This is a genomic window from Microvirga brassicacearum (genome assembly GCF_008757455.1).
Taxonomy (GTDB): Bacteria; Pseudomonadota; Alphaproteobacteria; order Rhizobiales; family Beijerinckiaceae; genus Microvirga; species Microvirga brassicacearum.
The window spans coordinates 133,134-147,947 of the sequence record NZ_VCMV01000002.1 but is presented as its reverse complement, the minus strand read 5'-3'; the positions used below and the strand labels follow the sequence as shown (position 1 = coordinate 147,947).

At 62.7% G+C, this 14,814-nt stretch carries 10 protein-coding genes; 2 read left to right on the top strand and 8 right to left on the bottom strand.

The features are described from left to right. Positions 1-15: 15 nt before the first annotated feature. The 6 genes from FEZ63_RS01260 to FEZ63_RS01235 form a co-directional block, all read right to left on the bottom strand. Positions 16-312 (bottom strand): SUF system Fe-S cluster assembly protein, encoded by a 297-nt coding sequence (locus FEZ63_RS01260; RefSeq protein ID WP_244622591.1) that lies wholly within the window; start codon positions 310-312, stop codon positions 16-18. A gap of 97 nt (positions 313-409) precedes the next feature. After that, positions 410-1,648, bottom strand: a complete 1,239-nt coding sequence (locus FEZ63_RS01255) for a cysteine desulfurase (RefSeq protein WP_150941822.1) — start codon at positions 1,646-1,648, stop codon at positions 410-412. Between the two features lie 112 nt (positions 1,649-1,760). Further along, a complete protein-coding gene (gene sufD / locus FEZ63_RS01250; protein WP_150941821.1) occupies positions 1,761-3,074 on the bottom strand; it encodes a Fe-S cluster assembly protein SufD in 1,314 nt (437 codons plus the stop codon). Between the two features lies 1 nt (position 3,075). Then, on the bottom strand, positions 3,076-3,828 hold the full coding sequence (sufC, locus tag FEZ63_RS01245; RefSeq protein ID WP_150941820.1) for a Fe-S cluster assembly ATPase SufC: 753 nt from the start codon (positions 3,826-3,828) through the stop codon (positions 3,076-3,078). A gap of 167 nt (positions 3,829-3,995) precedes the next feature. Continuing rightward, on the bottom strand, positions 3,996-5,468 hold the full coding sequence (gene sufB / locus FEZ63_RS01240; RefSeq protein ID WP_150941819.1) for a Fe-S cluster assembly protein SufB: 1,473 nt from the start codon (positions 5,466-5,468) through the stop codon (positions 3,996-3,998). A gap of 67 nt (positions 5,469-5,535) precedes the next feature. After that, positions 5,536-6,708, bottom strand: a complete 1,173-nt coding sequence (locus FEZ63_RS01235) for a cysteine desulfurase family protein (RefSeq protein ID WP_150941818.1) — start codon at positions 6,706-6,708, stop codon at positions 5,536-5,538. Between the two features lie 292 nt (positions 6,709-7,000). On the opposite strand from FEZ63_RS01235, the gene FEZ63_RS01230 reads away from it, so the two are divergent. Next, a complete protein-coding gene (locus tag FEZ63_RS01230) occupies positions 7,001-7,657 on the top strand; it encodes an alpha/beta hydrolase (RefSeq protein ID WP_150941817.1) in 657 nt (218 codons plus the stop codon). A 201-nt stretch (positions 7,658-7,858) separates the two neighbouring features. On the opposite strand, the gene FEZ63_RS01225 is transcribed toward FEZ63_RS01230, so the two are convergent. After that, complete coding sequence (locus FEZ63_RS01225; RefSeq protein WP_162419640.1) at positions 7,859-9,661, bottom strand: M10 family metallopeptidase; 1,803 nt, start codon at positions 9,659-9,661, stop codon at positions 7,859-7,861. 332 nt (positions 9,662-9,993) lie between these two features. Here FEZ63_RS01225 and tyrS point away from each other — a divergent pair, with 332 nt between their 5' ends. Further along, positions 9,994-11,256: a tyrosine--tRNA ligase gene (tyrS, locus tag FEZ63_RS01220; RefSeq protein WP_150941815.1), complete on the top strand. Its 1,263-nt coding sequence runs from the start codon at positions 9,994-9,996 to the stop codon at positions 11,254-11,256. A 4-nt stretch (positions 11,257-11,260) separates the two neighbouring features. Here the strand turns inward: tyrS and FEZ63_RS01215 are convergent, their stop codons facing one another. After that, entirely contained in the window at positions 11,261-14,644 is a 3,384-nt protein-coding gene (locus FEZ63_RS01215) for a YhdP family protein (RefSeq protein WP_162419639.1), read from the bottom strand. Positions 14,645-14,814: the final 170 nt, after the last annotated feature.

Below are 14,814 nucleotides of genomic sequence, written 5' to 3'. Positions count from 1 at the left end.
CCCGCGCCGGTAGCGCTACCACATATCGAGGGCGACGCGGGCTTCGTCGGACATGCGGCTCTGGTCCCACGGCGGATCGAAAACCATCGCGACCTTCACGCTCTGCACGCCTTGCACGGCGGCCACGGCGTTTTCCACCCAGCCCGGCATCTCGCCCGCAACCGGACAGCCGGGTGCCGTCAGCGTCATGTCGATGGCGACGTTGCGGTCATCGTCGATATCGACGCGGTAGATGAGCCCGAGTTCATAGATGTCGGATGGGATTTCCGGGTCATAGACCGTCTTGAGGGCCGCGATGATGTCATCCGTCATGCGGTCGAGCTCCTCGGGCGGAATCGCCGAGGTCTGCGATAGCTGGGGCGCGTTCGGCGCGGTCTCGATGGGTGTCTGGTCGTTCACAGGTCAATCCTCACGAGAACAGGGCCTCGGCCTTTTGCAGGGCATCCGCCAGTTTATCGACTTCCGCCTTCGTGTTGTAGAGGCCAAATGAAGCGCGGCAGGTGGCGGTCACGCCGAACCGTTCGAGCAGCGGCATGGCGCAATGGGTGCCGGCGCGAACGGCGACGCCCTGCCGGTCGATGATCGTGGCGACGTCATGGGCATGCGCTCCGGCCATCTCGAAAGCCAGAATAGCGCCCTTGCCCTTGGCGCGCCCGAAAATGCGGATGGAGTTCATGGCCCCGAGGCGCTCATGGGCATAATCCGACAACGCCGTCTCATGAGCGCGAATCTTGTCGCGGCCGAGCTCCATCATGAAGCGAAGCGCCGCATCGAGGCCGACCGCCTCGATGATCGCCGGCGTTCCCGCCTCGAAGCGGTGCGGCGGCTCGTTATAGGTGATGGCGTCGGTGCGCACCTCGCGGATCATCTCGCCGCCGCCCTGATAGGGCGGCATCTGCGCAAGCAATTCCTTCTTGCCGTAAAGAACGCCGATGCCGGTCGGGCCATAGACCTTGTGGCCGGTGAACACGTAGAAATCCGCATCGAGATCGCGCACATCCACATCGAGATGCACCGCACCCTGCGCGCCATCGACCAGCACCGGCACCCCATGCGCGTGAGCGATACGGATGATGTCCTTCATGGGCGTGACGGTGCCCAGCACATTCGACATGTGGGTGATGGCGACGATCTTGGTGCGCGGCGTGATCAGCTTCTCGAACTCGTCGATGAGGAAATTGCCCTCGTCGTCGACCGGCGCCCATTTGATGACCGCGCCTTTTCGTTCGCGCAGGAAGTGCCACGGCACGATGTTGGAATGGTGTTCCATGATCGACAGGATGATCTCGTCACCCTCCCCGATCGCCATGCGGCCGAAGGAATCGGCCACGAGGTTGTAGGCCTCGGTCGCGGATTTGGTGAACACGATTTCGTCGATGGAGTCGGCGTTGAGGAATTCCCGCACCGTCTCTCGCGCGCGCTCGAAGGATTCGGTTGCCGCGTTGGCCATGAAATGCAGGCCGCGATGGACGTTCGAATATCCGGTCTCCATGATGTTCGTCATGGCATCGATGACCGCCCGCGGCTTCTGCGCCGATGCCGCATTGTCGAGATAAACCAGCGGCTTGCCATAGACCTGCTGCGACAGGATCGGAAACTGAGCCCGGATCGCCTCGACGTCGTAGGGGGCCACAATCGGTGCGTTCATCGACAAATCCTTTTCGCCGTCATGCCCGGGCTTGTCCCGGGCACCCGCGCCTAGTTTCCCACCGTCGTAAAGACATGGGTGGCCGGATCAAGTCCGGCCATGACGGGTCACGTCACACTCTGGCCTTTAACCAATCCTCGGCGATCGCAATCAACCCATCGCGCGCCGCCTCGTTGTCGACGAACTCGATCGCTTCACCGAGAAAGGCCTGGACCAGAAGCCTTTCGGCTTCCATGCGCGGCAGGCCGCGCGCCATCAGGTAGAACAGGAGATCGTCGTCGAGCTGACCGCAGGTCGCGCCGTGGGCGCATTGCACGTCGTCGGCGAAGATCTCCAGCTCGGGCTTGTTGTTCATGGTGCCGCCCTCGGACAGGAGCAGCGCGGCCGACATCATGCGGCCGTCGGTCTTCTGGGCGTGATGGGGCACGATGATCTTGCCCTGGAACACGCCCGTCGCCTCGCCGTCGATCACGGTCTTGAACAACTCGCGGCTTTCGCAATGGGGCGCCGCATGCTCGACGATCAACGTCGAATCCGCATGCTGTCCGCCCTTGATCATCGACACGCCGTTGATCTGCGCCTTGGAGTTCTCGCCATTGAGCATGGCGAAGACCTGATGACGCGAAATCGACGAGCCCGCTACCACGTTGATGCTGTTGAAATAGGCGTCGCCACCAAGCTTCAGGGCAAGGGTCGAAAGGGCAAGCGTTTGGTCGCCCTCGCGGTTGAGGCGCACGTGATGGACGTTCGTCCGGTCGCCGGCGATCAGCTCGACGACGTCGTTCGGCTGGTGAGCCGCGCCGTTCGTGCCTTCATGGGATTCGAGCAAAGTCACGGAGGCGCCGTCCTCGACCAGAATGAGAATGCGCGTAGCGGTGGCGACCGCCGTCTCGCTGCCCGTCATGAAACGCAGGTGAATGGGCGTCTCGACCGCACCCACGATCCGCAGCATCACCCCATCGGCCATGAAGGATGAATTGAGCTGATAGACCGGATTGTCCTTCGCCCATGCCACCGGGCTGAGGCGGGCAAGCCATTCATGGCCGGAGGCCAGCGCCTCCGCCAGCGGGACGATCTCGACCCCCTCGGGCAACGCGTCGAACTTCACCGCGTCGCGCACGAAGTGACCGTTCACGAACGGAACGTCCAGCGCCTCGGTGCCGGCGAACGCCGTCGTTTTCGCCAGCGCCGCAGCGGCGTCGGAAGCCGAGGGCTTGACAGCGAAGGGCGCGATCTCGCGCATGAGGGCGCGCAGGTCGGTGTATTTGAACTCCTCGACCCGGCGATGCGGCAAGCCGTTGCGGTTGAAGATCTCGAACGCCTTCGCACGCGATTCCACGTCTCCGGGAAGCGTCGCCTTCGCGGCGTCGAATGCCTGGACCAAGGCGGTCTCGGTCGGCGTTCTCATCAATGTGAGCTGGGCCATGTCAGGCGGCCTCGATTTCGCGGTAATCCGCATAGCCGTTGGCCTCGAGTTCGAGCGCCAGTTCCTTGCCGCCGGATTTCACGATGCGGCCGGCCGACATCACATGCACGCTGTCCGGCACGATGTAGTTCAACAGGCGCTGATAGTGGGTGATGACGAGGAACGAGCGATCCGGCGAGCGCAGCGCATTCACGCCTTCCGACACGATGCGCAGGGCATCGATGTCGAGACCCGAATCCGTCTCGTCGAGGATGCAGAAACGCGGCTCGAGCAGCGCCATCTGCAGGATTTCCATGCGCTTCTTCTCACCGCCCGAGAAGCCCACATTGAGGCCGCGCTTGAGCATGTCCTTCGGCACTTCGAGCTTGGTGGCCGCAGCATTCACGCGCCTGATGAAATCCGGCGTCGTCAGCTCGATCTCGCCGCGCGCCTTGCGCTGTGCGTTGATGGCGGCCTTGAGGAACGTCATCGAGGCGACGCCGGGAATTTCCAGCGGATACTGGAAGGCCAGGAACAGGCCGGCAGCCGCACGTTCATCCGGTCCCATCTCGAGGATGTTCTGGCCGTCGAGCAGGATCTCGCCGTCGAGAACCTCATAATCGGCCTTGCCGGCGATGACATAGGACAGGGTCGATTTGCCGGAGCCGTTCGGCCCCATGATGGCCGCCACCTCACCCTTGTTCACGGTGAGGTTGAGCCCATTGAGAATGCGGTTGTCCTCAATCTGGACGACGAGGTTTTTGATCTGGAGCATGACAAACTTCCGTTTCAGCGTTTGTTGAAAGCCGCCGGCGCGTTCCCTCCCCCTTGTGGGGAGGGTCAGGGTGGGGGTGTGAGGCACCAAACTTGATTCATGTTGGCGCCAGCACCCCACCCGCCGCCTGCGGCGTCGACCTCCCCACATGGGGGAGGTGAAAAGGGTTAACCGACCGAGCCTTCGAGCGAGATCGAGATCAGCTTCTGCGCTTCGACCGCGAATTCCATGGGCAGGTGCTGGAGCACATCCTTCACGAACCCGTTGACGATCAGCGCCGTTGCTTCCTCGGCGGAAAGGCCGCGCTGCTGGCAGTAGAACAGCTGATCCTCGGAGATCTTCGAGGTCGTCGCCTCGTGCTCGAACACCGCGGTCGCGTTCTTCGACTCGATGTAAGGCACGGTGTGCGCGCCGCATTGGTTGCCGATCAAAAGCGAGTCGCAATTGGTGAAGTTGCGCGCGTTCGATGCCTTGCGGTGAGCTGAAACGAGCCCGCGATAGGTGTTCTCCGAGCGACCGGCGGCAATGCCCTTCGAGATGATGCGGCTGGTGGTGTTCTTGCCAAGATGAAGCATCTTGGTGCCGGAATCGACCTGCTGCATGCCGTTCGAGACCGCGATGGAATAGAACTCTCCGCGCGAACCGTCGCCCCGCAGAATGCAGGACGGATATTTCCACGTGATCGCCGAACCGGTCTCCACCTGGGTCCAGGTGATGATCGAGTTCTTGCCGCGGCAATCGCCGCGCTTGGTCACGAAGTTGTAGATACCGCCCCGGCCTTCGGAATCGCCCGGATACCAGTTCTGCACGGTCGAGTATTTGATCTCGGCATCATCGAGCGCGATCAACTCGACCACGGCCGCGTGAAGCTGGTTCTCGTCGCGCATCGGGGCCGTGCAACCCTCGAGATAGGACACATACGAGCCCTTGTCGGCGATGATGAGCGTGCGCTCGAACTGGCCGGTATTCTTCTCGTTGATCCGGAAGTAGGTCGACAGCTCCATCGGGCAGCGGACGCCCGGCGGAATGTAGACGAACGAGCCGTCGGTGAAGACCGCCGAATTCAGCGTCGCGAAGAAATTGTCCGTCACCGGCACGACGGTGCCGAGATACTGGCGCACCAGATCCGGATATTCGCGGATCGCTTCCGAAATCGGCATGAAGATCACGCCGGCTTTCGCAAGCTCGGCCTTGAAGGTCGTCGCGACCGACACCGAATCGAACACCGCATCGACGGCGACCCGGTTCTTCGGCTCGACGCCCGCCAGAATTTCCTGCTCGCGCAGAGGAATGCCGAGTTTCTCGTAGGTCTTGAGAATCTCCGGATCGACCTCATCGAGGGATTTCGGCGACGGGAAGTTTTTCGGCCCGGCGTAGTAGTACATGTCGTTGTAGTCGATCTTGTCGTACGACACGCGCGCCCAGTTCGGCTCCTTCAGGGTGAGCCAACGCTTATAGGCACCGAGCCGCCATTCGAGCATCCATTCCGGCTCGCCCTTCTTGGCCGAGATGAAGCGGATCACGTCCTCGGAGAGGCCCTTGGGAGCCTTCTCCATTTCGACATCGGTTTCAAAACCGTATTTGTACTGATCAACGTCGATCAGGCGAACCTGGTCGATTGTTTCCTGCACAGCAGGCATCTGTCTCTCCCACCGCTCACGGCTTCAAGGGCCGCGGGTTGATGACGTGGAAATACGAAGCGTGACCTCAGGCCGCGCTCGCCTTCCGCTTATATAGGGTGTCGACCACTCTTTCGCACGTTTCCGCAAAGCGGGCCACGTGCTCTTTTGTGGACGTCCACCCCAAACTCACGCGCAGGACACCATCCGCCAAGGCAGGATCGACCCCCATGGCGGCAAGGACATGCGACCGTCTGACTTTGCCCGACGAGCAGGCTGAGCCCGACGACAGGGATATCCCGTGAAGGTCGAAGGCGATCAACGCCGTTTCGGCCTTCAGGCCGGGTATGGCAAACGCGAAGGTGTTCGGCAACCTTGACGATTGCTCGGCGATGATGACCGCATCCGGGGCAAGACGGCGAAGCGCCCGCTCCGCCTCGTCACGCAAGAGCCTGAGCCTTCCGGCCTCTTCATCCAGCGACCGGGCGGCAATGGCCGCCGCCTCGCCGAAACCGGCGATCGCGGCGACGTTCTCCGTACCGGCCCGATGGCCGCGCTCCTGTCCGCCGCCCCGAATGAGCCGGTCGGCAATCTCGAACTGGTCCGAGGCGAGAATGACGGCGCCGGCGCCCTTTGGCCCGCCGATCTTGTGGGCGGAGAGCGTCACCGCGTCAGCGCCAAGGGCCGCCATGTCGATGGCGAGCTTCCCGGCCGCCTGCACCGCGTCCACATGGAGGAGCCCGCCCTCGGCGTGGACAAGATGCGCGATCTCGGCGATCGGCTGGATGATTCCGGTCTCGTTGTTGGCAAGCTGGATGGAAGCCAGGATCCGACCCTCGCCCGGCTCCTTCAGCCGCGGGGCAAGCCAGGTGAGATCAACGATGCCCTGGGCATCCACCGGCACGATTTCCACATCGGCTGGCGCAAACCGGTGACCGTTCAAGCCGCACGGGTGTTCCGTCGCGCCCAAAAGCAACGTCGTGGAGCCACGTTCGCCGAGACGGCGAAAGGACGGGCTCAAGACCATGTTGGCGGCCTCGGTGCCGCCGCTGGTAAAGATCACGTTCTTGGACTTGGCACCGACGAGCCGCGCAACCTGATCGCGCGCGCTCTCGATGGCGGCGCGCGCGGCCCGTCCCTCCGCGTGGACGGAGGACGGATTGCCGACAAGGTCGAACGCACGCGTCATCGCCGCTGCGACCTCGGGCCGGATCGGCGAGGTGGCATTGTGATCAAGATAAGCGCGCGTCTGAACCGTCATCCGGTGCTCTACCTTTTCGAGCTTCTCCTCCGCAGAGAAGCCCCGCCGTCACGAAAGGCTCTGCCACCGACTGGCCTGCTTTCATGAAATTCTTGCAATTGCCCTGGGTTGTCATGCTAAAGCACCGCAACCACATTCTCACGAGCTCACGCCGCCGAAGGTCGCCACGTGAGTGAAACAATAAAACAGTTTAGAATTGTTCTAAAACTTTACCGAGGTTCGCGGGGCCAAGTCAAGGCCGTACCGGACTTTCCCTCTCGCAGTCGAGAGGTGGAGCAAGAGGTTTACATTCATGCCTGAGGTCGTCTTCACCGGTCCCGCCGGCCGTCTCGAGGGGCGCTACCAGCCTGCGAAGCAGCGCGGAGCGCCGATTGCCATCGTGCTGCATCCGCATCCGCAGTTCGGCGGCACGATGAACAACCAGATCGTCTATAATCTCTATTATGACTTTGTGAACCGGGGATTCTCCGTCCTGCGCTTCAATTTCCGCGGCGTCGGACGGAGCCAGGGCGCGTTCGATCACGGCCAGGGCGAATTGTCGGATGCGGCGGCGGCTCTCGATTGGGCGCAGGCCGTGAACCCGGACGCGCGAGCCTGCTGGATCGCCGGCGTATCGTTTGGCGCCTGGATCGGCATGCAGCTTCTCATGCGTCGTCCCGAGATCGAAGGCTTCATCTCGATCGCCGCCATGGCCAACCGCTACGATTTCTCGTTCCTCGCCCCCTGCCCGTCCTCCGGCCTGTTCGTGCATGGGTCGGAAGACCGCGTGGCACCGGTCAAGGACGTGGTGAGCGTCATCGAGAAGGTCAAAACCCAGAAAGGCGTCAAGCTCGAGCACGCAGTAGTCGAGGGTGCAAACCACTTCTTCGATGGTCGCGTCGAGGAACTGATGACCTCCGTCGGCGCCTATCTGGACATGCGCCTGGGAGCGACCGAAGAGGTCGCATAGGGCTTGAGGACGGCTTCCGTCCTTGCGTTGCTCCACCCCAGCAAAGTTGCACCACCCGTCGGAGACCTGGATTCCCGGCGGATGTCGCGGACCGGAGCTCGTCCGCCCGGCGACGCCGATCACATCTCCCACCGGTCAGAAAAAGAGGCCGCCTCGCTTCCGCGCAGGCGGCCTCTTTCGTTTCGTGGAGCGTGCGCGCGGTCAGATATTGAGGAAGTTGAAATCGTCCGCGTGCAGGTGCCAGGGCCTCACACCGACGAGTTCGATCCGGAAGTCACCCTTGACGATGAACGTGCTGTCGCCGCTTGCGTAAGTGGCCGCATTGACCTCTGCGAAAGAGGCAAAAATGTTCTTGTAGATCAGGATCTCATCCGTGTACCCGGCGCCGGCTGTGAAATCCGTGATCCTGGCGTGACTGCCCGGGAAGACCACGAAGCGGTCGTCACCGGATCCGCCGACCATGGTGGCAAAACCGCCATTAACGATCAGCATGTCGTCTCCGTCGTCACCGCCCAGATGATCGCTGCCGCCTTGACCGACGAGTTGATCGCTGCCGCTGTTGCCGAGAAGAACGTTGTTCCCCGAGGACCCGTAGAGAACGTCCTCTCGCGCCGAGCCGATGACGTTCTCGAATCCGAAGATCTGATCGCCCGTCGCGTAGCCGCCCACAACCGTGCCGGCGCCAAGATTGACGGATACGCCGGTGGGGGAATCGCTGTACTCGACCGTGTCGTAGGTTCCGGCGCCACCATCGAGATAATCCGCGCCGGCACCGCCGCGGAGGTGGTCCGCACCCTCACCGCCGATCAACCTGTCCTGTCCGGCCGCCCCGGAGAGAGTGTCATCTCCGGCATTGCCCGTCAGGACGTTGTTCGCCGCATTGCCCCGAATGTCGTCGTCTCCGTTCCCGCCATTCGCGTTCTCGATGAGTGAGCGCCCATCGCCCTTGTACAGGAAGGCATTGTAGACGTTGCCCTTGACATAGGTGGTCGCGTTTTTGTGCGCCAACTGGGACTGCGAGAACTTCACGTACCCGCCGGGTGCGAGATCGATCACCGCGCCGCCGTGGTAATTCGACAGGTTGTAGGTATCGATCCCGCCGCCATCCCAGATCGTCATGAAGATGATATTCTTGGTGGGAGCTCCCTGCCCCACGCCGTTGACGAAAGCCTCCCCGGTCGTCGGAGACCACGTATAGGTGGTGCTGCTGCTGTTGGTGACGAAGTCGGCGCCGTACATCGCCTGCAGTGCCGCAACGTCATATTGCATGAAGGTCTGCGGGTCGTCCGCGGTCAGATGGTACGACATCACGGTGTATTCCGCTGAATCGCGAGCCGCACTCATTTTGGGAAGCACGCCGCCGGAATCATGAGGATGTTTGAGGCCGAGTGCGTGGCCGAGTTCGTGCAGCACCAGGAAATGGCTGTAGGAACCGACGCCGGCGCTGTCGCGGCTCAACCAGACGTCCCCGCCATAGCCGGGCACACCGGGATAATAGCCGTGGCTGCGGTTGATCGTGTCGCCGGGAGTAAAACCCGACACCTGGATGGTCGCTCCGTTCCGACCCGCATAAGCCAGCGACAGATTGGTCACGCCCTCGACTGAGGTGAGGCCCATCTTCGGTCCGCCGGCATAGGGGCTGTAGCCCTCAAAGGCGTAGCGGATCGCCTGTTCGGTATCGAATGACAGTGCCCTATAGCCGCTCGCGCTCGGATTGAACCACTGGTAGTCGCTTCGGGAATCCGGAAGGCTGTAAGTGATTGCGCCGGAACTCCACTGGGAGCCGGTCAATAGGGCGCGCACATCGGAATCGAGGCCTGACGGCACGACAAACCGGACGCCCGCGACCGAAAACGGCGCGGTCGTTGCCAGCGCGGAAAAGAGGCTTAGCGGCGCGGTCGAGACATTGTCCGAAATCCAATCGTAGACATCGTCCACAGCGCCTTCGATCCAATCGCCGATGCCGTCCCACGGAGCGCCCGCAGCCATGCTGGCAAAGGACATGGCGTGATTCGTCGCGCCGTCGCCAAGCGGTTCGCCGTTGGCACCCCACGTGGTGGCTGTCCAACCCAGATCATGCGAAAAGCTCGAAGTTCCGTGGTTGCTGCCTGCACACAGATAACACATCGACAACCTCCCCATGTGAAACGTTATGACATGTTATTCTCTTGAGGAGAGACGTCAACCGACTTGGCCGTGCGAGTCAGTTTGGCCCATCTCAATCCTTGGTTGAGTGAATGGACGCCTCTTCGCCGCACAGGAAAATATCTTGTCGATCAGCAGCACGGCCGATAGAGCTTCCCTATCTTTTCCTGCTGAGCCCCGAGAGAGACGCGATGAGCGCGCCGAAATCCGAATTCCTGAAAGTGCTGACCGAGCGCGGCTTCATTCACCAGACGTCGGATTTCGAGGGCATCGACGCGGCGGCGCTTGAGGGGCGGCTCACCACTTACGTGGGATACGATTGCACCGGCCCATCGCTGCATGTGGGTCATCTGTTGTCGATCATGATGCTGCACTGGCTCCAGAAGACCGGGGCCGGCAAGCCGATCGCTCTCATGGGAGGCGGTACCACGCGGGTGGGCGACCCCTCCGGCAAGGACGAGAGCCGCAAGCTTTTGACGCCGGAGCAGATCGACGACAACAAGTTGAGCCTCAAAGGCGTGTTCTCGCGCCTGATCGATTTCGGCGAAGGCACGCGCGACGCCATCATGGTCGATAACGCCGAATGGCTGACCCGGCTCAACTACATCGAGTTCCTGCGCGATGTCGGCCGGCATTTCTCCGTCAACCGCATGCTCTCCTTCGACAGCGTGAAGCTGCGCCTCGAGCGCGAGCACGAATTGTCGTTCCTTGAATTCAACTACATGATCCTGCAGGCCTACGATTTCGTGGAATTGCACAAGCGCTACGGCTGCATCCTGCAGATGGGCGGCTCGGATCAATGGGGCAACATCGTCAACGGCATCGACCTCGGCCGCCGCTCCGGCACCGCGCAGCTCTATGCGGTCACCTGCCCGCTCCTCACCACGGCGTCGGGCGCCAAGATGGGCAAGACGGCGTCGGGCGCCGTCTGGCTCAACGCCGACATGCTGAGTCCTTATGATTACTGGCAGTTCTGGCGCAACACAGAGGACGCCGATGTGGGGCGGTTTCTCAAGCTGTTCACGCTTCTCGACATGGACGAGATTGCCAGACTCGAAGCATTGGGTGGGGCCGATATCAACGAGGCCAAGAAGGTCCTGGCAACCGAGGCAACCGCCCTCCTCCACGGTCGCGAAGCAGCCGAACTTGCGGCCGACACCGCACGAAAGACATTCGAGGAAGGCGCTCTCGCCGAGAGTTTGCCGACCGTCGAGATTTCAGCCTCGTCGCTTGATGCCGGTCTCGGCGTGCTGACCGCATTCGGGCCTGAATACGCGAAACTGCTGCCATCCACCGGCGAAGCGCGGCGGCAGGTCAAGAGCGGCGGCCTCAGGGTCAACGACCAGATCGTCACGGACGAGCGCGGCGTGTTGCGGACAGCCAATCTCACGCCCGAAGGGGTGATCAAGCTGTCATTCGGCAAGAAGCGCCACGTGCTCCTGCGCGCGGTCTGATTGTTCAGCGTTCGGGCGGCGTCGGCAGGGACCCCGTCGGCTGCTCGCCACCGGCCCCGAACAGCTTGCGCAGGAAGCCTGGTGCCACCGCCGAGAGCGGGTTGACCGTCAGCGTCGGGCTGGCAACCGGGCCGCTGACGCGGAAATTGACCGCGAACAGGCCCTCATACTGCCCGCCGCCGAGCAGCGGACCGAACAGCGGCACCTGCGCAAAGGCGTTGTTGAGGCCGTAGGCCGGCACGAACGTCCCGGAAATATCCATGCGGTCTTTCGTGTTGTCGATGAACCCGCCGAGGGTGAAGCCGACCTGGCTGCCGAACACCGCCGCATCCTTGAAATCGAGCCGTCCGGCGGTGCGGGTGAAATCGACCCGGGCCTTGCTGAAACGCGCCGCATTGATATCGACCTTCACCGCCTGTGCGTTGCCGTCGCGATCCTGGCCAGCGACGATCTGGGTCTGGGTCGGGATGATGCGGCGAAGCGCCGGTTCGTTGCTGAGCGCGAAGTCGCGGACGATGAGGTTTCCGGCCTGTGGTCCATCGCCGGTCCCCATCTGGAGCACGAGATCGCCCCCGGTCATCCGCTTGTAGATGTCGAGAAATCGCAGCAGCGATCCGGCATTGTCCGATTGAATGACGATCTGAGGACTTCCTGCGGCAGCCGTCACGGTGCGGGCCGTGAGGTTGGTGGCGCCGAGACGGCCTTTCATGTCGAGCTGCCGGATATTGTCCTTTCGGAAGGAGGTCTTCACGGTCGCATTGGTGATCGCCTCATCGTTGAAGCCGGTCAGGATGTTGAGGTTGAGATCGAGGTCGAAATCCTTGGCATCGCGTGACGCCGCCGCGCGGCCCGGTGCGGGGCCGGCATCAACCGATTTGGCAAACGGTCTCGCATCGCCGGTATTGCCTCTGATGACAACCTTGTAGACACCTCCCGTGCGATCCACCTGGGCACGCATATCGTCCCCCGGCGAGAGCTTGAAGGTCGAAAGATCCGCCTTGTCGAGGGCTCCGTCGGGCATCAGCGTCGCGGTGCCGCGCAACTGCACCGAACCGCTGTCGAGTTGCAGGTCCCGGATCTCCGTCGTCGCGCCTTCCGTCATGGTGAAGGACAGTTTGGCGGCACGACCCGCCGGCTTCACCCAGCCCGGAATAAGCTGATCGATTGCAGCCTTGGTCAGATCCGCCTCGACGCGCATGCCAGCCTTTGCATCGTCGCCGAGGGGAACAATGACCTTGAGCGGAAAGGTGCCGTTCAATTGCGATCCGAACGACATGCCCCGCTTGGCGCGGCCTGCATCGTCGAGACTGAAGGTCACGTTCGCTTCACCACCGGCCGGATTCTTCTGGAGGTCGATATTGGCAGCGCTCCCCCCGAGCTTGCCGTCGCCTTTGATCGTCAGGTCACCTTTGTCGTAGGCGATCGCCAGTTTCGCGCCCTCGAGGCGATCCTTGCCGAAGACCTTGTCGATGACGAGATCGCTCATCGTCCCGGTCACCGAAATCGGAAGATCGACAAATCTCGGAATGTCCTTCACCGGAAGCGCAATCTTCACATTCAGATCGGCACTGCCCTTCATCGTCGCCGGGTCGATCTCGAAGCCCGCAATGTCATGAATCAGCGGCTGCCGCAGCAATGCGCCGACACCATCGGCACCTCCCGTCAGGCGGAAATTGATGAAAGCCGTAGCGTCATCCTTCCAGTAGTTCTCAAGGATGAAGGTGCCGTCCGACGCATCGAGGAAGCGGCCGTCCATCTCTGCCTTCCCGACCGGCGCCCGCAGCCGCACATCGAGGCCGCTGACGGCGCCCGTCACATCGAGCTGTGAGAGCGGCGGAAGGCCTTCCGCGGCTGTCAGCGTGCCGTCCGAGATCGCGAAATCAATCCGCAGCGCTTCCGCCGGAATCGGCCCGCCGGAGACGGCCTTCGTCATGTCGGCTCCGCTCATCGCCACTTTCAGATCGATGGCATCGAGCAGACCGCCATTGAGGTGGCCGACGAGGAACTTGCGCACGGGGGGCGCGACCGCCTCCGGCCAAAGCCGCAAGGCCGTCCGAATGTCGGTTTTCGCGCCGCGCACGCGCAGATCAAGCGAACTTGGATCGGCCGCGGGAACGAGGTGCCCGTCGATATCGGCCGACAAGTCCGGTCCGCGCAGCTTCACCGACTTCACCGTTATGCCGTCGGGCCCGGAAAGCTCCGCCGCCAAATCGGCAATGTGGACCTGCGCGTCCGCACCCGCTGCGCCGGAGAGGAGGAGATCTTTGCCGGCAAGCGACAGCCGCCAGCCTTCATCCGGCACCTTGGTGGTCAACCGGCCTTGGAGAGTGACGTCGTTTCCGCCGCCGCGCAGGTGAAGTCGGGTCAGATCGAGGGCCTTGGCGTTTTCATCCCACGACATTTCGATGCTGGAGCCCTCGACGATGGCGGGCGACGTATCCTTGTCGTCGACCTGGATTATGCCCGCCTTGCTCGAAAGCTTGGCCCTGAGGTCGGTCACGCGGCCGGCCGCATGGGCGACGTCGACGCGGCCGGAGAATTCCAGATCGGTCGTGGCCGGCAGCGCCGAGAGGCCGGCCAGCAGGAGCATGTCCTGGATCGGAGCGCCGTCGGCGAGAATTTCCGCCCGATAGCCGCCGCGTCCATCGGAATCGACATCGCCCGTCAGCTGCCATGCCCCCTGCGGACCCTCGAGGCCGGCGGAGAACCTGCGTCCGCCATCGTCGGCCCAATCGAAGGTCGCATCGAGCCGATTGAAGGAAGCGCGCTGGCGTTGATCGGCATCGACGAAGACGAGCCGCGCATTGGTGAGTTGAGCGCGGTCGAGGGAATTCAGGATGCTTTGCGGACCGACGACGAGCTCGAACAACGAGCCCACCACATTGGAAACGGGGGACGCACCGGCGGTCGCGAGGACAGGCAAGGCCGAGGGCATGGGCGGCGACGCGGGATTGGGCTGGGGCGTGGCCAGTTCTCCACCCTCGGCCGGCGGCACCGGGGAAAAGCTCAGCGCGCCGTCACGGTCCACCAGAACCCGCAATTGCAGATCCCGGACCTCGATGGCTTTCGGTTGCAGGTTGCCGGCAAGGAGCGAGAGGGCATCGACGCTGACGAGCGCATAGGGCGCGCGCAGGACGAGCCCGCCATCCGGATCCCTGACATCGAGGCCGTTCGCCCGCAAGGCCGGAGCGCCGCCACGCAGTTCAAGCGCGGTGTTGCGCAGCGTCACCGACCAGCCGGGCCCGATGCGCGCCGCAATCGATTCGGCAACACGATCGGGAAGGCTGCCGAAGCTCAAGGGACCGGCAGAAAGGCGCATGTAGAGCAGGCCCAATCCCAAGGCGATCAGCAGGATCACGGCCGCGCACGAGTACGCGGACCCGCGCATGACACGAGCAAGGGAACTGCGTCTGACCGATCTGCGTCGGTGGAACTTGAGTCTGGATAACGACTTCATTCTCGTGTTGTCTGCAACCGCTCAAGCTTTTCCACGGAAGAGGGAATCAGAGCGCGACCTTAGCCCTCTTGCGCACGCGCCGCGACCATGTCTTTCAATGA